At 63.2% G+C, this 16,644-nt stretch carries 20 protein-coding genes; 2 read left to right on the top strand and 18 right to left on the bottom strand.

The features are described from left to right. Window positions 1-41: 41 nt before the first annotated feature. The 6 genes from ACDP63_RS13550 to ACDP63_RS13525 form a co-directional block, all read right to left on the bottom strand. The gene (locus ACDP63_RS13550) at window positions 42-941 is read right to left on the bottom strand and encodes a LysR family transcriptional regulator (RefSeq protein WP_198585894.1); all 900 of its coding nucleotides are present in this window, start codon (window positions 939-941) and stop codon (window positions 42-44) included. Between the two features lie 185 nt (window positions 942-1,126). After that, on the bottom strand, window positions 1,127-2,104 hold the full coding sequence (locus ACDP63_RS13545; RefSeq protein ID WP_030091831.1) for a DMT family transporter: 978 nt from the start codon (window positions 2,102-2,104) through the stop codon (window positions 1,127-1,129). 2 nt (window positions 2,105-2,106) lie between these two features. Next, window positions 2,107-2,955: an alpha/beta fold hydrolase gene (locus ACDP63_RS13540; protein WP_081876278.1), complete on the bottom strand. Its 849-nt coding sequence runs from the start codon at window positions 2,953-2,955 to the stop codon at window positions 2,107-2,109. Next, window positions 2,936-3,520, bottom strand: a complete 585-nt coding sequence (locus tag ACDP63_RS13535; RefSeq protein WP_081876279.1) for a CGNR zinc finger domain-containing protein — start codon at window positions 3,518-3,520, stop codon at window positions 2,936-2,938. Before ACDP63_RS13535 ends, ACDP63_RS13540 begins: the two co-directional genes overlap by 20 nt. A gap of 214 nt (window positions 3,521-3,734) precedes the next feature. Beyond that, window positions 3,735-4,496 (bottom strand): glucose 1-dehydrogenase, encoded by a 762-nt coding sequence (locus ACDP63_RS13530; protein WP_030091833.1) that lies wholly within the window; start codon window positions 4,494-4,496, stop codon window positions 3,735-3,737. Between the two features lie 68 nt (window positions 4,497-4,564). Further along, entirely contained in the window at window positions 4,565-5,746 is a 1,182-nt protein-coding gene (locus ACDP63_RS13525) for an MFS transporter (protein ID WP_030091834.1), read from the bottom strand. Window positions 5,747-5,837: 91 nt separating this feature from the next. Between ACDP63_RS13525 and ACDP63_RS13520 the strand changes: the two genes are divergently transcribed. Further along, window positions 5,838-6,812 carry a LysR substrate-binding domain-containing protein gene (locus tag ACDP63_RS13520; RefSeq protein ID WP_409928129.1) on the top strand — a complete coding sequence of 325 codons (975 nt, stop codon included), beginning with the start codon at window positions 5,838-5,840 and terminating at the stop codon, window positions 6,810-6,812. A gap of 6 nt (window positions 6,813-6,818) precedes the next feature. Here the strand turns inward: ACDP63_RS13520 and ACDP63_RS13515 are convergent, their stop codons facing one another. The 9 genes from ACDP63_RS13515 to ACDP63_RS13475 form a co-directional block, all read right to left on the bottom strand. After that, the gene (locus tag ACDP63_RS13515) at window positions 6,819-8,051 is read right to left on the bottom strand and encodes a DUF3363 domain-containing protein (RefSeq protein WP_198585930.1); all 1,233 of its coding nucleotides are present in this window, start codon (window positions 8,049-8,051) and stop codon (window positions 6,819-6,821) included. Window positions 8,052-9,195: 1,144 nt separating this feature from the next. Continuing rightward, window positions 9,196-9,870, bottom strand: coding sequence for a lytic transglycosylase domain-containing protein (locus ACDP63_RS13510; RefSeq protein WP_245409815.1), 675 nt, complete (start codon window positions 9,868-9,870; stop codon window positions 9,196-9,198). A 231-nt stretch (window positions 9,871-10,101) separates the two neighbouring features. Further along, window positions 10,102-10,434, bottom strand: a complete 333-nt coding sequence (locus ACDP63_RS13505; protein WP_030092764.1) for a DUF736 domain-containing protein — start codon at window positions 10,432-10,434, stop codon at window positions 10,102-10,104. Window positions 10,435-10,470: 36 nt separating this feature from the next. Continuing rightward, entirely contained in the window at window positions 10,471-11,007 is a 537-nt protein-coding gene (locus ACDP63_RS13500) for a S26 family signal peptidase (protein WP_409928134.1), read from the bottom strand. 17 nt (window positions 11,008-11,024) lie between these two features. After that, a complete protein-coding gene (locus tag ACDP63_RS13495; protein WP_030092762.1) occupies window positions 11,025-11,543 on the bottom strand; it encodes a DUF2840 domain-containing protein in 519 nt (172 codons plus the stop codon). Next, window positions 11,540-11,794: a hypothetical protein gene (locus tag ACDP63_RS13490; RefSeq protein WP_030092761.1), complete on the bottom strand. Its 255-nt coding sequence runs from the start codon at window positions 11,792-11,794 to the stop codon at window positions 11,540-11,542. The genes ACDP63_RS13495 and ACDP63_RS13490 overlap by 4 nt, the downstream gene beginning before the upstream one ends. Continuing rightward, window positions 11,791-12,444, bottom strand: coding sequence for a ParA family partition ATPase (gene parA, locus ACDP63_RS13485; protein WP_030092760.1), 654 nt, complete (start codon window positions 12,442-12,444; stop codon window positions 11,791-11,793). Before parA ends, ACDP63_RS13490 begins: the two co-directional genes overlap by 4 nt. Further along, window positions 12,441-13,481: a replication initiator protein A gene (locus ACDP63_RS13480; RefSeq protein WP_030092759.1), complete on the bottom strand. Its 1,041-nt coding sequence runs from the start codon at window positions 13,479-13,481 to the stop codon at window positions 12,441-12,443. Before ACDP63_RS13480 ends, parA begins: the two co-directional genes overlap by 4 nt. Further along, window positions 13,482-13,751 carry a helix-turn-helix transcriptional regulator gene (locus ACDP63_RS13475; RefSeq protein ID WP_030092758.1) on the bottom strand — a complete coding sequence of 90 codons (270 nt, stop codon included), beginning with the start codon at window positions 13,749-13,751 and terminating at the stop codon, window positions 13,482-13,484. It lies immediately after the preceding gene. Window positions 13,752-14,221: 470 nt separating this feature from the next. Between ACDP63_RS13475 and ACDP63_RS13470 the strand changes: the two genes are divergently transcribed. Then, on the top strand, window positions 14,222-14,509 hold the full coding sequence (locus tag ACDP63_RS13470; protein WP_030092757.1) for a DNA -binding domain-containing protein: 288 nt from the start codon (window positions 14,222-14,224) through the stop codon (window positions 14,507-14,509). Window positions 14,510-14,547: 38 nt separating this feature from the next. Here ACDP63_RS13470 and ACDP63_RS13465 read toward each other — a convergent pair whose 3' ends face one another. From ACDP63_RS13465 to ACDP63_RS13455, 3 genes are all read right to left on the bottom strand, one after another. Then, complete coding sequence (locus ACDP63_RS13465; protein WP_030092756.1) at window positions 14,548-15,069, bottom strand: DUF2285 domain-containing protein; 522 nt, start codon at window positions 15,067-15,069, stop codon at window positions 14,548-14,550. Between the two features lie 46 nt (window positions 15,070-15,115). Next, window positions 15,116-15,331 (bottom strand): transcriptional regulator domain-containing protein, encoded by a 216-nt coding sequence (locus ACDP63_RS13460; protein WP_081876353.1) that lies wholly within the window; start codon window positions 15,329-15,331, stop codon window positions 15,116-15,118. Window positions 15,332-15,639: 308 nt separating this feature from the next. Continuing rightward, window positions 15,640-16,485 (bottom strand): DUF932 domain-containing protein, encoded by an 846-nt coding sequence (locus ACDP63_RS13455; RefSeq protein WP_099865077.1) that lies wholly within the window; start codon window positions 16,483-16,485, stop codon window positions 15,640-15,642. Window positions 16,486-16,644 lie beyond the last annotated feature (159 nt).

The following is a 16,644-nucleotide window of genomic DNA, read 5'->3' as shown; positions in this document are numbered from 1 at the left end:
ATGGGTCACGGCGGGACCATAACGGCACTGCTCGCCGCAAACTAACGCGAATCAGGTTTCGGATGTGGACGGCCCATTTTCGTCGCTAAGGTGAGCAGGCTCAAAAGCGCCGGGTCGCGGTTTCTCGGCGACCAGACGGCCGAAAATGGGATGGTTTCAGGCTCGTCACTGATTGGCAGGAAAATAACATTCGCTGTGTTGCCGACTGTGCTGTCCTCGACAAAAAGCGAGATGCCATGTCCGGCCGCGATCATCGCCAGCAGCGCCTCGCGCCCGACCTTACGACGCAGAATTGTCGGCACAGGCCATTTTCCGGCCGAACGCAGCACGATCAGATCGTGCACCTGTGGGCCGGTACCATGGTGGCGGATAAGGAAGGTTTCGTCGGCAAGCTGCCGCCATTCGACGTTCGATAGCTCCGCCAGCGGATGCTTCAATGGCAGCGCAACCATCAGCCGGTCCCGCCAGATGACGCGGGAGTTTAGGTCGGAGATTTCGTGAGCGCCGGCCATGAAGGCGACATCGAGCCGACCTTCACGCACCATGAATTGCGCATCCCGCGCCGTGCCTTCGGTGATGTGTAGACGAATGCCCGGATGCTTATCGTGAAAGCGTTCCAGTAGAAGATCCAGGAAGCACCCTGCCGTGAGGGCATGAACGCCGATCCGAATATCACCTTGCTCGCTGCGCGCATGCATCCCGGCCGTCTTGATCGCCCGGTCGAGAATACCCATGGCGTCATTGACCTGATCGACGAAACGGCGTCCGGCTTCGGTCATCCGAACGCCGCGCGTGTTGCGGTCAAAGAGGACGATTCCAAGGTCAGTTTCCAGCGCCTTGATCCGGGCGCTCACGCTCGACTGGCTAGTGCCCAGCGCCAGAGCGGCACGGTGGAAACTGAGATATTCCGCGACAGCGAGAGTCTGGATCAGGGCAACCATCGGGACATGGCTTCGAAGGATTGAAAGGCGAGAAGCTATTTCCGGTTCTTTTCTCTGCCTCCTTCGCATGTTGTTTACCGCCGAGCTGAAACGTCACACTTCAGCGGCGGAAGCGGAGTTCTTGAACAAGGAAAGGCTGTTGCAGCTACGAGTCCAACGACATGCGGTCACTTTGGATTCGCGCATCACGGCTGCCCCTCAGCAGTTACTTCATCGCGGCGTTCGCGGCGGTTTCTCGCGGGAATTTCGCTGTTGACCAGCCATAATGCGATGCCGATCAGAATGCCTCCGCAGGCCTGGAGCCAGGAGAGCGTGGCGCCAAGTATGAAATACGACAGGATCACCGTGAACAACGGGGCCAGGAACAGAAAGCCGCTCGTCTTCGTTGCGCCCCCCTTGTTCAACGCCACGAACCACAAACCGAAGGAGCCTGTTGAGGCGGGGATTGCGAGCCAGAAGAACCATCCCCACTGCTCCCTCGTGACGGATGCCGGCCAGTGCTCGCCTGTACCGTATGCAAGCCCCAAGACAGCGAGGGAGCCGATCAGCATCTGCCAGAAGCTCAGCCCCCATGGACCAAACGGCAGATTGGCGCGTTTGTTGATGATCGTAGCTGTCGCCCAGCAGAGGGCGGATGCAATACCGATGATTTCACCGAGCAAAGTGTCGCCACCGGAAAGCATGTCTGGTCCAAGACCAATGGCGAGTCCGACGCCGATGACGCCGAGGACAAGCCCGGTCAATCTTCCACGATGAAGTGTTTCGCCAAGAAAGAAACGGCCCAGCACGGCAACCCAGATAGGATTGGTGAAAAGTAAAATGGCGGCGGTCGATGCGGACACGAACTGCATTGCCCAGAAGAGCAGGCCCATGACCGCTGCCGTCTGGACCAGCCCAATAAGGATCACCAGAGCAATATCACGCAGGCTAGCTCGGCGCGGAAAAAGTACCTGTCTGAGGTTACCCTTGTCGAGGAGGACCAAAGGGAGGGTGGCGAGTGCTGCAACAAGGAAGCGCCATCCCACCAGAATCATGGGGTCGAAACCCTGCTGGATCAGGATTTTCCCTGCGACGAAGCTGGACCCCATCAGAAAGGTGGATGCAATCAGTATTATAAAGAATGGCACTTGAGATACCGGCGCAGGTCGCGTCCGCGTGGGCATGATTACGCTCCCTGGCTGGACGTGGTAAATTTCGTGATGAGTTCTGCAAGGAATTCGGGCGCGTCTTCCGGTAGGAAGTGTCCAGCGTCGGCGACGATCTCAAGGCGAGCGTTGGGCATAGCTTCCACAAGTCGCTGACCATAGGTAACGGACTGAAAAACATCGCGCTCGCCCCATATAACCATGGTGGGAACTGGCAGAGTCTCGATCGCACCCATCCGGGATGTAAGGTCTTCTGTACGGAGCGCTCGCGCTGCGCGGAGATAGGCCCCGCGTCCTTCAACCCCTCTAAAAGGACGCTCATAGGCATCAATCAGCGCTGTCGTCACTCGGTCGGCACGAACCATCCCGCGCGTCAGTCCTTTCGCGAACCCTTTCTTCAGGTCGAAGTCTGGCGCAGTGAGGATATCATCCCAGGCCGGCTCTTTGAGACGCGCAATGCCGGGTTCCGGGAAGGAATCGTAGGCGATTGTGTCAATAAGAACGAGACCAGCGATGACGTTCGGATTTGCAAGGGCTATCAGCTGGGCGACCCCGCCGCCGATGTCATGGCCGACGATGTATCCGCCTCGCCAACCGACCTCTTCAAGGGCATCAACGATGTAGCGCGCTTGGGCGGCAATGCCGAGATCGGCGTCAACCGGCTTATCGGAGTCGCCGTAGCCGAGAAGGTCAAAGACAGTAACCTCGAAGCCGGCTTCCACGAGACGAGGCGCAACCTCGCGCCAGAGAAAACCATGTGTAGGTATTCCATGCAGAAGTACTATCGATGGTCCCTGACCTGCCCGAGCCATCGACAGTCGATAGGGACCGACGGCTACAAAATTGCTCTTAAGTGGCGGGATGTTCATGGCCGTCCTTTCTTCGCCTCTGCCGAAACGTTTCGCCTTTAGCGCGACTGCCGCACCGATCCATCGAGCACCAGCGCCGCCGGGAACTGCGGGATGAGTCGAGGAAGAGCATTCGGCAGTCAGGCTGCTCACACGCCTTGATGCGTGTTCGTAGCGGGCTGCCGAGAAGATCGATTGCATCCCTCGCAATTGTTGCGAGCGCTGTCTGAAATGGATCGTCGGCAAACAGCTTCACGGTTGCCGACCTCGCATCGAGCTTCGGCACCGCCAATGGCAGTGCCGCCATTTCATTCAATGTTGCGACCGCCTCTGCGGGCAAATCGCGCTCGGCGGCAGCCGCATCGGCAACCGCCCATATCGCTTCCCGGAGCGTCTCAAGGTCAGATGTCTGCTCAGGGGAAAGCGCCAGCAACTCTTGGCTCAGACCAGCGTCGCGCAGCCAGCGAGCCGGTGCGCCTGATGGCGCCAGCACGTCTTGCGGCTCGGAAGCCCTACGACGGACGGTTGCCGGAAGATCCAGAGCAAGACGGCCGGAATTGAATCGGAATTCATCTACGTTGATCATACAAACCGTATAAACCGGTTTGTTAGGTTTATCAAGTTTTCTTTATCCGAGCGTCACCTGCCGACTAATCCCTGCACGCGGACATCCTGACTACGACGTGCGGAGCCACTTCCACGCTACGCCGCCTATGGGAGCACTGTCGCCGCGAACTCGTTCACGTCGCCTGCGGCGCACGCGACAGGGCGCGCCAGCAGCTTGCGCACAGCTTCGTCGTTCACTTGCCGCCGGTGACGTCCAGGAATGTACCGGTGATGAAAGACGCTTCGTCACTCGCCAGCCACACAATCGCGCGGGCGACTTCTTCGGGCTGACCACCCCTTCCCATGGGAATCGTGTCCCTGACCCGATCCACCCGTCCGGGTTCTCCGCCGCTGGCGTGCATCTCGGTATAGATGTGGCCGGGGCGAATGCAGCAGACGCGTATTCCCTCCCGCGCAACTTCCTTGGAGAAGCCGGTTGTGAATGTCTCGAGAGCACCCTTCGAGGCGGCGTAGTCGACATATTCGTTCGGGCTACCGAGCCGGGCCGATGCCGACGAAATGTTGATCACGACACCACCCCGCCCGCTGTGGCGGGTGGACATCCGTCTGACCGCCTGCTGGGCGCAGAGCATCGGACCGATCGCGTTGACCGCGAATATCCGCTGCATACGCTCGAAGCCGAGATTTTCCAGCCGGGATTGCTGTGCAATGATCCCGGCGTTGTTCACCAGCACATCGATCCGGCCAAACTCCCGGTCGATCGTGGAGAAAAGCTGGGTGATTTGCTCGGGGTCGGCACTGTCTGCCCGCACGGCCAAAGCCCTGCGCCCGGCGGCTTCCACATCGGCTGTGACCGCATGAGCCGCAGCCTCATTGGAAACAAAAGTGATGACGACATTATAGCCTTTGGCCGCGGCCAGCCGCGCAGTCGCAGCACCCACGCCACGGCTTCCTCCGGTTATCAACATCAGGGGTGCCTGCAAAACGGTATTCATTTTCTGGCCTTTCTCAGGGCGTTGAATGAGGCCGGTCAGGAGCCGGTCGGTTATTTGGGGTCAGTCAATTATGCGACAGTTGTGGCGTCGGCTGCCGGGCTTCGCAGATGGGAGCCTAGCGCCAGGACAAGCGGAATGATCGAAACCGCGGTGGCGGCCGCCGCAAGAACCCCGACCGTTCGGCTGCTGTGATCCGCGATTGCCCCATAAAGGATCGGGGCGAGACCCCCGGAGCCGATAACGCTCGTATAGAAGATTGCGAAAGCTCGACCTGTATCGCCGTCCGACAGTTCAGGCACAGTGCCGTAGAGCACCGACGATGTGCCGTTGAGAACAACGCCGAGCAGCGGCAACAGGATGAGCGTCAAGGGCAGCGGCGTGAACAGCGTCGCGACGATCAGCGAGGCGGTCATGGCCTCGGCCACCATCACGGTCCTGACGACGCCCAGCCTTACTCCAAGGCCGCCGAAAACTGCTTTCCCGAACGCGCCACCGATAAACAGTAGCGCAAGTGCGACACCAACCGTCGGTAGGCCACCACCGCGTCCCTGAACAAGAAAGGGAAGAAACAGCAGATACCCCATGCGGGTGGCGGTATCGAAGCCGCCGATCACTGTGAGAATACGAAAACCGCTGCGTCGGCGGCTGATGGTCCGCTGTCTCTTGCTTTCGGTGGCAGCAGAAACGGGCGGCACCAGCCGAACCAGGGTGAACATCAAAGCGGCCCCGAGCGTCGCCATCAGTCCCAGCACTGGTCGCCAGGTAAGAACCGTCAGCAGCAATGCGACAAGCGCCGGCAAGATGGCCTTTCCGAGATCGCCCGCGAAATTATAGATACCGAGAGGGCGTCGCGCGGCATCCCCATAACTTTCGGTCACAAGCAGAGACGCACGCGGGTGCTGAATGCTCGACCCAATGCCGGCCACAACGAGGCCGACGCAGAGCCCCGCCAGCCCCAGTGGCAGAGCCATGATCACAAGGCCGGCTACCGCGATAGCTGTGGAGAGGATCAGCGCTGCGCGTGGCGACCAACCGCTAAGGAGCCGATTGGCAGGTAGCTGAAGCCCGCCCATGGTCGCGTAATAGAGGGCACGGATAACGGCAAGAGCCGCATAGGACAGCCCGAACTGCGCCTGCCATACCGGCATGAAGGCATAGAGGGAGTCTGTGTAACCATCATGCAAGGCATGTGTGAGGCTCGCTCCGACAAGGCTACGTTTTTGATTATTCCATCGATTGCTGCGGTTCATCTCTCACTGTTCTGCCCGGAATGCTGTTTACCTTGCCATGTCTGGCCAACTTGTCATTCGACGGTATACGTGTGAGATTTCATCGACTAGTATGGTTTTGCTCACGCATATCGTTCGCTTTTCTCACGGTTTCAACATGCGCCATCTTCCTCCCTTAAATGCCCTGCGCATATTCGAAGTCGCTGCCCGGACAGGCAGCTATGCAGAGGCGGGAGCTGAACTCGGCCTCACCCATGGCGCGGTGAGCCGTCAGATCGCCGTATTGGAAGGCTGGTTGGGGCAGAAGCTGTTCGTGCGGGATGGTCGCCGCATGGTCGCTACGCCAACAGCGAAAATCTTCGCCGCAGAGGTCGGGCTTTCATTCGACCGTCTGTCTGTCGCAGCAGAAGCCTGCGGCCGCCCGAACGCGCGCCGCATCCTGCGCGTGAGCGCCCCGACCAGCCTCGCGATGCGCTGGCTCATTCCCCGGCTCGGTCGCTATCATGCCGATCACCCGCATGTCGGAGTCGTCGTCACGACCGTGTCCTGCGTGCAGGAAGAGTTGCGCGGCGGCGTGGATCTCTCGATCCGGCGTGGCGTTGCGCGGGATGATATCTGGCCCCAACACCATGTCGTTCCGGTGCTGGACGACGTGGATACGTTGATCATGAGCCCCGCGTTATTCGCCGAGCGCCCAATCCTCAAGCCTGCGGAAATTGAGGGACATACGCTGCTTGCTAGTGAAACGCGTCCCGGCGATTGGGTGAACTGGCTTGAAGCGGCAGAACTCCAGCATCTCGCCGGACTGTCGCGTCAGACATTTGACCACTTCTTCGTTGCCCGCCAGGCGGTGGAAGATGGGCTTGGCATCGGGATCGGCCCGCTTCCCATGCTTGATATCGACATTGCCAGCGGAAGGCTGATGACGCCTCTGCCAGACATTCGGGTGCCGAGAACGGGCTATGTCGCGGTTATCCCCCGTCAAGCCGATCCTGGAGACTTGGTTCGAGGTTTCGTTGACTGGCTGATCCACGAAGCGCGTGGCATGAAAAAGGGTGCTGCGGAATTTGGCCAAGCAGCCGAATAGAAGGCACTACAATCCAAGCCCACGTTGCCGTCCAAGCTGCCATGAGACCGATCCGCCCTGCACGATGGCCATGACTTCGCGGCCGAGCTGACGGTCGATGACCGGCCGCCACGGGACAAGCGTGAACTCATGGCTCTTCTCGATGAGCGCGAACTTGCCGCTGGTTAGCTGCACGGTGCTAGTGAACTTGCCGCTGACGGTTTCGCCGCCTGTGGCAGCGCGGAACGGCAGCGCCTTGCTTTCGGCCATCTCTGCACCGACGCGGGCCACCTCCCGCTCGCGCAGGTTGGCGAGAAGGTTGCGTCGGTAGAAGACGCGGCCATTCTGCTGGCGGGTGGCGTCGCCATGTTCGATATGATGGTCGCGCCGCTGGTCCATGGCCTCGCGCACCTGCTGGCCGAATCCGGTCGAAGCGAGATCCGATGCGTCGTTCGCCAGCATGCGCCGGTCGAGCCAGGTGGCGCCGTCAGCGCCGATCTGTTTTTCCAGATCGAAGGCGGAGAGGACGCGCACGCTGGCCTGCCGATTGCGGCCGGCATCATAGGCGGACGCACGGTTCTCGAAGTCTTCAGGGATACGCCATTGGTCGGCGTCGATCCGCTCGACGATCCCGGCCCGGCGTAGCGCCTCCAGCCGGCGCACATGGGCATCGACATAGGCTTCATAGTCGCCGCCGGGAACGCGGCCCTCAAACTTCGCCTGCTCCAGATGGCGGCTCGGCCGATAGACGCCATCCTCGGCGATGGCCGTGATGGTGCGGTCGGACGGTCGGGCCATCGTTTCGGCCGGGCCGATCTCGATCACGCTGCCTATCCGCGCATCCTCGACGCGAGCCGGGTCAATGCCGGGGACATGGTGCGTGCGGCCGTCGATGCCGTCCACCACGATAGTCAGGTTCTCGCCCATCTCGTCGGTCAGATATTTGTCAACGACGCGGCCAACGATCGGAGTCTCGGGCGGCCCGTCATGGATATGGAAGGTCATGGGATCGCGCTCCAGGCCATCGGCCTTCAGCGCCTTGTGCATGTTGCGGATGATGTCGCCGCGCTCGCCCAACTCGCGCAGGGTCGGCTCCATGCGTTCGCTCATTTCCCAGACGCCGGGCGCGTGCTCGGTGGCCAGCCCCATCTTCTCCAGCTTGGCGAGACGACGCAGGCGCAGGGTCCGGTTGAACTGGCGGCGCGGATCGTCGGGTTCGTGGCGCAGGTCGAGGAACCGTTCGTCCGCTTCTTCGGTCATCGCCCGGTCGATGCGGGTGAAGCGGTCCTGATCGACTTCGGCCGAGAGCTTGCGGCTCTGCTCGATCTCGGTCACGGGGCCAAGCTCCAGCGTGGTCAGCTCGCTTGCACGCTCTCGAATGCCGTTGGCGAGATAGTCGCCATTGATGACAAGGTTCTCGCCCAGATCGTCCTTGCCCCGGACGATGACATGCACATGGGGATGGCCGGTGTTGTAGTGGTTGACAGCGACCCAATCGAGCTTGGTGCCAAGGTCGGCCTCGACTTGTTTCATGAGGTCGCGGGTGTGGGCGGTCAGATCGGTCAGGTCCGCGCCGTCCTCCGGCGAGACAATGAACCGAAACTGATGCCGATCCTCCTTGCCGCGATCGAGGAAGGCGTCGCCATCGGCCCGGTCCTCGTTGGCCGAATAGAGCTGACCGCGCTCGCCGTCGCGCGAGGTGCCGTCACGCTGGATGTAGCGCAGATGGGCGGCGGCCTTGCCGTTCTTGCCGGCCTGTTGGACGTAGCGGGTTTTGACGACGACGCGCCGGATGCCGGGCGCGCTATGACGCCAGCCGCCTGACAGGGTGCGGGCGCGGACAAAGGATGCGCCACGGCCTCGCCGGACGCCGGGACCGCCAGTCGCGCGGGGCGCCTTGCCGCCCCCGGCGGGCGACTTCCCCGCCGAGCGCGATCCGAGACGCGACGAATATTTGGGATGGGCGTTGCTATGCTGGCGGGCGAGCTTCTTCGCTTGGGTGAGAAAGCTCTTGGCCTTGCCCGCCTTCGGCGTGTCGGACCGGATGCGGCCGGGCTTCACCCGGAAGCGGTTCTCGTCGTCGGCGCTCATGGACGCGCCTCCGGCCTGAATCCACGAAAATCGGGTGATCGGCGGCCATGGTGCCGGTCGAAACCCAGCAAAGCCAAGGCTTTGCGCAAGATCACGGCACGCGCCGTCCAAAAACAGGGTGCCGCTCGCGGTTCCCCTAACCAGTGTGCAGACAACAAGAATTTCCAGAACATTGGCGACGTGGTGCCATGTTCCTTTATCTTGCCCTCCGCACTTCCTTCCCTTTCTGCCCTTCCTCCCCGGAATCCAGCCAGGCGAAACCCCGCATGACTGGACACCGGAACGGCTCGCACGAAGCGCGGGAACGCCATCCTCATGGCGCTCCCCCGTCATCGGCGCGAGCCACGAAAATGCTGCCGTCCTGCGGCTCCGTGTCGGCGGCATCCCGCACCGGAACGGTTGCGCGAGTGCCGCCGGATTGCACGTCCGACGACGGCGCGGCGGCAGTCCGCGTGTCGGCCGAGCGCGCAACGAACAGCGGAGCCGCGCGCCAGTCGGGCGGCGGCGCTGGTGCTGGCGCGGGCGTTTCGGATACGACCGCGCCGCCGAGAACCGGCGCGAGCGCGGCGACATAGGCGCGTGTCTCGGCGGGCAAGGCGCGGCTGGTCGCGCGATGGTCATCGTAGCGGCCGGGACCGGCATTGTAGGCCGCGAGCATCGCCGCGACATTGCCGTAGCGATCCCACATTTCGCGCAGATAAGCCGCGCCCGCCAGAATGTTGTCGCGCGGGTCGTAGGGATCGCGGCCGAGGCCATGACGGACGCGCAGGCCCGCCCAGGTGTCAGGCATCACCTGCATCAATCCCATCGCCCCGGTCGAGGAGATCGCGCGCACGTCGCCCGCGCTCTCGGCGCGCAGCACGGCGCGAATCCAGTGCTCGGGAATGCCGAAACGCTGCGAGGCTTCGGTGATGAAGCCGGCATAGGGATCGGCGGCGAGGACGCGGGCGACCGGCGCGGTCTGTGCGACCGCAACGGTCGGTCCCATGCCAAGCGCGAGCAGCGCGGCCAGCAGGAAAACGGCGCAGAGCGATCCTGCCCTGTCTCCGCCACGACGCCAGCCTGCCAGCGTGCTCGCTGCGGTCAAGGGTGCGCGCGAAGCGCCGGCCGTTGGCCGCCCCTGACCTTCGCTGCGCGCGCCGGCCGTCCTGCGGTCGAGCGGGACGAAGGAATGAGCCCGCTTTTCCGCGAACAAAGGAATGGCCGGAACGCGCACCGATCAGCTCCGATCCTCGCGGGGCTTCTGCCGCTTCCACGACAGCCGGTAGGTGCGACCCTCATCGCCGGCCTGGAACAGCGCCGGACGAAACAGCGCGCCGAAAAGCGGGCTGTCGATCTCCAGCGCGATGTAATCCCCGGCGCGTTCGCCGTTGCGTTTCCACGCGGCGCCGATCTCCGGGCCGTCCTCGTCGTCGAGGTGGATGCGCCAGGCCGGTGCATTGTCGGCGTCGCCCGGCTCGATGTCGACGAGCACGATGGGTTCATCGATGCCGAACAGCCGGACGCGGCCGGCATAGCCGTTGGCGGTGGATTCAAAGATATTGTCAGGCATGGTCAGTCTCCTTGTGGTTTGGGGTGAAGTGACGCTTCAGAGCGCCGGCCATTGCGTGTGGGCGCGCCATTCGTAGCGGCCGTCGCCTTCTTCATCGGTCCAGAGCGGCAGCGCCCGGCCGATGACGGAACTTGCGGGGATGGGTCCGAAGTAACGGCCGTCGAGGCTGTCCTGGACCTCCCAATTCATGAGGAAGATTTCGCCGTCGCCGATGACGCGGCAGCCCTGCCAGATGGGCAATTCGCGGCCGATCCGGTCGCGTTGCAGTGCCTTGCCCATCTCCACGCCGTCCACCGTGATGGTGGATCGCACGCGGCATACGCGCTGTCCCGGCAGGCCGAGGACGCGCTTCAGAAGCGGCACGCCGCGCCCGACATAGCCGCGCCCGACCATGAAGTCGGCGAGCGGCTTGGGCGGCATCACGGCGACCAGCTCGGGCACCTCGATCCGGTCACCCGGCTCGACGGTGTAGAAGCCGATCGGCGCGCTGGCCGTGGCGTTCCAGATCAGTTTGGTGGGCGTTGGGATGAACGATGCGATGGCGACGCCCATCGCCGCGAAATACGTCACCATGACGTAGCCGAACCGGGTCATGGCGCGATCCTCCGACGCCCGATCCACGCCGCATGTCGCTCCGGCGTGTAGGCATGTGGTTCCAGACCGGCGATCAGCCGGTTGTGGACGTGCCGCCAGTGATCCGGCGCGGCGTCGGCCGGATCGAGGCCGAGCGCCTCCACCGCGTCGATGGCGGCCAGCACGCGCTGAACCTTCCCCCAGCTATCGAGGCGCAACAGGATGTCACCGCCGGGGCGCACGAAGGGCAGCGTCTGGAAGGGTTCGCCGCGGCCGATGGCGCGCACGATGTCGATGCGTGAGACGACAGTGCCATGTTCGCCGGAAGCCCAGCGGACGAAGGCGAAGACGCTCTCGGGCGAGAAGCCGACGATACTGCGGCGGCGGTCGATGATCTGTTCGTAGCTCTTGCGGCCGAAGCGTATCCAGCGCTCGACCTTGCGCTTGTCGAAGGTCAGCTCGACCAATGTGGTGAAGGGCGCAGGCCCGTCCGGCAACGGACGGCCGTGCGAGCGGCGGGCCGCGTTGCCGGTCATGTCGGATCTCCTTCGGTGGTTGGAAATTCGCGGGCGAGCAGGTCACGCAGCATGTCGGCGACGGTGATGCCGCGCCGGAACGCCGCGACCTTGATGCGCCCGCGCAGTTCGGGCGTGATGTCGATGGTCAGGCGGGCGGTGAACGCTTCGCCGGCCGCCTTGCCGCTTGGCGGAGCTTCGGCCGCCCTGACCCAGCTTTCGGCATTGCCCGGCCGGGAGGCGAAGTCGGATTTGCGGGGAGCGCGGCTCATGGAGCAGCTCTCCCGACGCCGAGACGGTCGATCTCGGCGGCCAGCGCCACGATCTCGCGCGCAGCCGGGCTGCCGTCGTCGATCTCGGAAGCGAGCCGCCCGGACTGCGCGGCATCGGCGAAGACGACGCGCTGGCCGATGGTGGCGGCGAGCAAGGGCGGATCGTGGTCGGCCAGCGTCTCGGCCGTCTCGCGAGCAATGACGGTGCGCGCGCCGCAACGGTTGAGCACGAAGCGCGCCCCCAACTCGGGCCGGTAGATGCGCGCCTCCTTCAGAAGCGCCAGCATCTCGGCCGAGGCCCAGCCGTCGAAGGGGGACGGCTGCACCGGCATCAGCACCAGATCGGCGGCGAGCAGCGCCGAGCGCATGAGACCGGCGACGCGGGGCGGCCCGTCGATGACGACGAGATCGGCGTCACGCGCCAGCTCCGGGGCTTCGCGGTGCAAGGTGTCGCGGGCCAGGCCGACGACACTGAACAGCCTCGGCAGGCCCTCATGGCTGCGCGTCTGCGACCAGTCGAGCGCGGAGCCTTGCGGGTCGGCGTCGATCAGGATGACGCGCCGTCCCTGAGCGGCCCAGGCTCCGGCGAGATGCAGGGCGAGCGTGGTCTTGCCGACGCCGCCCTTCTGGTTGAGGAGCGCGACAATCATGGCGCACCTCGGTGGCCGGAACCAGCACTGGCACCGGCACCATGGATCGCGTGCGCGCGCGTCAAAGAAGAAGAGTTAGATTCTTTGTTAGATTCTTCTATAGAGTCCGGCGTGCGATTTGCGCCTAATGTCCCGATACTGCGTGCGCCTAATGTCCCGATAGGATTCACATGGTTATCCACAGGCACTGTGGATAGATTTTCGGGCAGAAAACGCAGCAGTTCGCGCCCGTCTTCCCATTCGGTCAGGAGCAGGTATCCGGGCAGCGACTGACGAGCCGCGATCCGCCGCAGGTCGAGCGCGAAGTCGGATGGTCGCGCTGCGCTGCCGGATTTCTGATGAAGGTGGGAAATCTCGAACGCCCAGCCCTCGGGCTGGCGCCCGGCGTGTTTGCGGGCGACGCGGTAAAGCCAGCGTTCGATCCCGCCCGTCAGCCGGAAATAGGCCGGGTCGATGGTCAGGACCAGCGAGCGGTCGCTGACGCTGTTGTAGAACCATTCGGGCAGGACGAATTCCATGCCTTCGACGCGGCCGGCGCGCGTCGTCATCTCTTCCCATTCGTTGATCCATGAGAATTGCCGCCGCCGCCAATGCTTGCCGTTGCGGATGGTGGTGGCGATGACGGTGGATTGCAGGCGCGCAAGCGCGGCCTTGAGCAACAGATATTCCCGATTGCCGGTAGCTCGTCCGATCGAGCGCAGAAGCTGATAAGGCATGAAGCGGAAGAACCGCGACGTGGGGATGCCGTTGTTCCCGGCCGCGACGATCTGCGAAGCGGCCCAGATCAGCACATCGGCGTCCCAGATCGTCGCCATGCCATGTTCGGGCATGGCGAATACCTGCACCTCGACATCGGCGGCCCGGTAGAGGATCGGCGTGGTGCGGGGGCGCTTCGCCAGCGAGAAGAAGGGCCGTTCCATCAAATCGCGCTGGTCGCGCGGGGCGGCGTCGCCGGTCGCCACGATGAACGGGTCCAGGCGGGTGCGCTCACTGTCTTCGCTCGGCTGTGCGGGTCTGGGGTCGTCGTCGCGCAGCATTTACAGTTCGTCCCGCTCTTGCGGCGTCAGCGGGCGAGCGGCGAAGACCGTGCCGGTATTCTTGTCGCTGGTGGATTTGCGGGTGCCGATGGCGCTCCATGCTTCCAGATCGCGCAGGGCGTAGAGGACGCGGCCGCCGATCTTGCGGTAGGTCGGGCCGGTGCCATAGGTGCGGTGCTTTTCTAAAGTGCGGATGGACAGGCCGAGGAAGCGTGCGGCTTCCTTTGTGCGCAAAAGGCGCGGTGGCAGGTCCGGATTGCGAACGGCCATGGGGAATCACCTCGTAATTCGTCAGACAGGCGGCTGCCGAAGCGACAGCGGGCTGTGGCGAACGATGGCGAGGGATCGGCGGCCTGTAGCGTGCCGCATTTGCGCCTATGCGCTGGCGGCACCCCCTGACGGGTGATAGTCAGCCGGAAAAGGCGAGATATTTCAGCGTTTCACCGCCTGCGGCGCGGATTCGGTCAAGACAATTGCGCACGCATCGGCTAAGGGTGAAAGCGGAGCAGACGCGCTGCTCCGGGGCGTCGAAACCCCTGACTAGTGGTTGTTGCCGGCCGTAACGGCAACGCACTCCTTGACCTATGGTCGGGGAGCCTGTGGCGTATACAACAGGCTTTCCGAGCTAAAGGCCATGGGGCCGTCTAGTCACGGTTTCGAACTCCCCGATCACCAGGAGTCAGAGAGTCTTATCTGCGGGGGCGCACCGCAGGCACTCTTCTGAAGAAAGGGGAATGACGATGCGGGTTCCTGTCGAACTTGATCCCGATGTGGACGACATCGCGCCGACTGGCGACGAGATCACCACCTATGACGAACGGCATTTCGTGACCTATCTGCGCCTTCTCGATGCGAAGGCCGAAAATGCGGACTGGAAGGAAGTGGCGCGAATCGTGCTGCACCGCGATCCGGTCGCCGAAGAACTGCGGACACGGCGATGCTGGCAAAGCCATCTGGAACGGGCACAATGGCTCTCACGCGAGGGCTACAAACGGATTTTGGAACAGGCTGCCGCCAATAAGGCGTGACGCTCGGTATCGTCGGCAACCGCAAATACTGGCTGGATTCAGGTTTTGCCGGGTTTGATCGGATAATGCAGCAGCAGGCGATAGCCGCCGCGCATCATCCTGATGCCGTGGGCGACGAGGCGACGGGCTTTGTTCTTGGCTGGATCGCCTTCGAAATCCTCCTTCGTGCCGTGGAAGCCGAGCAGGACTTCGGCGATGGCGCGATAGCTCTCACCGCGCAGACGAGCATCAAGCGCGCGCAGGGACAGGATGTGCCATTCCCGGAGCTGGTCGGGAAGGATGCCGATAGGCGGTCCCGGCGGTCGCCGGGTGAGAGATCGCCAGAGACGGCGTGCGGCATGGGCGCGAAGCTCCAGAAATGAATCCATCGGCAAGGTCACGGCATAGAAGGCTGCGGCGTCGGGCACCGCGTCCGGCAACCAGAACTGGTGCGCGACGTTGCCCACCTGCCAGACGCCATGCCAGCCATCGGCGGCGCGGCGCAGATCGAGACCATCGAGATGGGCGAGAGCGACCAGCGGCTCGGTTTCTACGGCCTCCTGTTCGACAGGCGACAGCATGACCGCCTGCGGCTGAAGGCGCGGAGACCAGAACGGGGTATGGCTATCAGGCGATGCGTCGGGGTCGCTTGCGAAATCGCAACCCCCAGCGCTGCGCGAACCGCTCCAATTGCCGCGCGCCGGGTTCTCCGGTCAGGGCAATGGCGTTGAAGTCATGGCGATACTCATCGTTGCGACGAAGATATTCCCAGGCGAAACCGGCGGCGGGCAAATTCTTGGTGTGCTTGTAAGCCGCCGGAACACGCCAGTCGATGCTAAGCATGGCGTCTCTCCCAATGGCGGGTCGCACAAGGCAGACCCGAACTGGAAGCCTGCTGGATGTCAGGCGGCGACTGTAGCTGCGCCAAGGGTATAAGTGGTGTCGGTAACTCGATAAATTCCTTAGTTATTTTTGTCTTAACAGTGGTTATCTGGATTCGCGAGCCGGGCCTAGCCCGGCGAGCCGCGGCCGTGTCCCCGGCATGGCCGCACCGCCGATCCGCTGAGCCGGATCGGCGAAAAATTGGGCAATCTGAAAGCCTGAAAAGCGGAAATCCGTAGAGCCGGTTTTCCGGCTCTACGGCTTGGCGGTCATCGGGCCTTGAGGCGCTGCATGCCTTCGGCCAGCGTCCAGAGCGCGCGATTGAGGGTCACGTTCTGGTCGATGCCGTTGATAGCGCGGGTCTGGCTGCGGCGAATACGGCCGTCCGAAGTCTGGCGGCGTCCATGCAATCCGCCCCTTATCATGTTCTCCTGAATGGTGTTGTAGGTCATCCAAAGACTTTGCCCGACATCCTCGCGGCGGCGCGGCTGGATGATCTGATCCGGGCGAACGGGGCTTTCTTCTTCGCCGTAGCGGGCGACAAGGCTCGCCTCCGCCAGAACGCGGCGCTCATCTTCGCCAAGCTGGATTTCCTTCATGGTCTCGCTGGCGTCGATCAGCCGGGGGAAGTCCTCCGCGACGGTATAGACGCCTTCGATAATGTCATGCTGGATACTTCCCTTGTGGGGAACGCGCACGTCCTCGAACCGCTCGCCCGCCACTAGGCTGTTGGTGCAGACGAAACGCAACATTCCGGCGAACATCTGATAGCTGCTGGTTCCGTCATGGGAATTGACGATGATGACTTCCGCCGCCTCCTGCTTGCCGATGCCGTCATCCCGGCGCAGGCGCAGCATATGCTTGGCGTGGCCGTGGCGGCTGCCGTCGCGTGGGACCGACTGCACGGCGAAGAACGGGAACCATCCTTCCCGGCGCAACCCCTCCACAATGTCAATGGTGGGAACATAGACGTAACGCTCCGACCGGCTGTCATGGGCCTCGCGGGCGAAGATCGAGGGGACGTGCCGATAAAGCGCCTCGTTGTCGAGCGCTTCGCGCCCGCTGATCTGATGGCTGTTGCGGCCGAACCGGGTGGCAAGGTGATGATAGGTCATGATCTTGATCCTTATGGGTCTGGGTTGGAGCGCAGCGCTGCGCTGCAACCCTGGCCGTCGCCGAGACCGGGGGGTGCAAGGCGCAAGGGCGGACGGGCGGAGGGGGATCACCCGGCCTGCACAAGCGGATCGAAGTCGTGACGAGAGTGCGGAGCACAT

This window comes from Paracoccus sp. P2 (assembly GCF_046335115.1).
GTDB lineage: Bacteria > Pseudomonadota > Alphaproteobacteria > Rhodobacterales > Rhodobacteraceae > Paracoccus > Paracoccus pantotrophus.
The sequence above is the reverse complement of the archived record's forward strand: the minus strand, read 5'-3'. Positions and strand labels throughout refer to the sequence as shown.

Bases quoted from the DNA above. Each gene is read 5' to 3' on its own strand.
- ACDP63_RS13455 (WP_099865077.1), bottom strand. From the start codon at position 16,485: ATGACCTATCATCACCTTGCCACCCGGTTCGGCCGCAACAGCCATCAG.
- parA (WP_030092760.1), bottom strand. From the start codon at position 12,444: ATGATTGTCGCGCTCCTCAACCAGAAGGGCGGCGTCGGCAAGACCACG.
- ACDP63_RS13535 (WP_081876279.1), bottom strand. From the start codon at position 3,520: ATGATCAACGTAGATGAATTCCGATTCAATTCCGGCCGTCTTGCTCTG.
- ACDP63_RS13545 (WP_030091831.1), bottom strand. From the start codon at position 2,104: ATGCCCACGCGGACGCGACCTGCGCCGGTATCTCAAGTGCCATTCTTT.
- ACDP63_RS13550 (WP_198585894.1), bottom strand. From the start codon at position 941: ATGGTTGCCCTGATCCAGACTCTCGCTGTCGCGGAATATCTCAGTTTC.
- ACDP63_RS13505 (WP_030092764.1), bottom strand. From the start codon at position 10,434: ATGCCTGACAATATCTTTGAATCCACCGCCAACGGCTATGCCGGCCGC.
- ACDP63_RS13495 (WP_030092762.1), bottom strand. From the start codon at position 11,543: ATGACCGGCAACGCGGCCCGCCGCTCGCACGGCCGTCCGTTGCCGGAC.
- ACDP63_RS13490 (WP_030092761.1), bottom strand. From the start codon at position 11,794: ATGAGCCGCGCTCCCCGCAAATCCGACTTCGCCTCCCGGCCGGGCAAT.
- ACDP63_RS13480 (WP_030092759.1), bottom strand. From the start codon at position 13,481: ATGCTGCGCGACGACGACCCCAGACCCGCACAGCCGAGCGAAGACAGT.
- ACDP63_RS13500 (WP_409928134.1), bottom strand. From the start codon at position 11,007: ATGGTGACGTATTTCGCGGCGATGGGCGTCGCCATCGCATCGTTCATC.
- ACDP63_RS13515 (WP_198585930.1), bottom strand. From the start codon at position 8,051: ATGACCGAAGAAGCGGACGAACGGTTCCTCGACCTGCGCCACGAACCC.
- ACDP63_RS13530 (WP_030091833.1), bottom strand. From the start codon at position 4,496: ATGAATACCGTTTTGCAGGCACCCCTGATGTTGATAACCGGAGGAAGC.
- ACDP63_RS13525 (WP_030091834.1), bottom strand. From the start codon at position 5,746: ATGAACCGCAGCAATCGATGGAATAATCAAAAACGTAGCCTTGTCGGA.
- ACDP63_RS13540 (WP_081876278.1), bottom strand. From the start codon at position 2,955: ATGAACATCCCGCCACTTAAGAGCAATTTTGTAGCCGTCGGTCCCTAT.
- ACDP63_RS13475 (WP_030092758.1), bottom strand. From the start codon at position 13,751: ATGGCCGTTCGCAATCCGGACCTGCCACCGCGCCTTTTGCGCACAAAG.
- ACDP63_RS13465 (WP_030092756.1), bottom strand. From the start codon at position 15,069: ATGCTGTCGCCTGTCGAACAGGAGGCCGTAGAAACCGAGCCGCTGGTC.
- ACDP63_RS13470 (WP_030092757.1), top strand. From the start codon at position 14,222: ATGCGGGTTCCTGTCGAACTTGATCCCGATGTGGACGACATCGCGCCG.
- ACDP63_RS13510 (WP_245409815.1), bottom strand. From the start codon at position 9,870: ATGGGACCGACCGTTGCGGTCGCACAGACCGCGCCGGTCGCCCGCGTC.
- ACDP63_RS13520 (WP_409928129.1), top strand. From the start codon at position 5,838: ATGGTTTTGCTCACGCATATCGTTCGCTTTTCTCACGGTTTCAACATG.
- ACDP63_RS13460 (WP_081876353.1), bottom strand. From the start codon at position 15,331: ATGCTTAGCATCGACTGGCGTGTTCCGGCGGCTTACAAGCACACCAAG.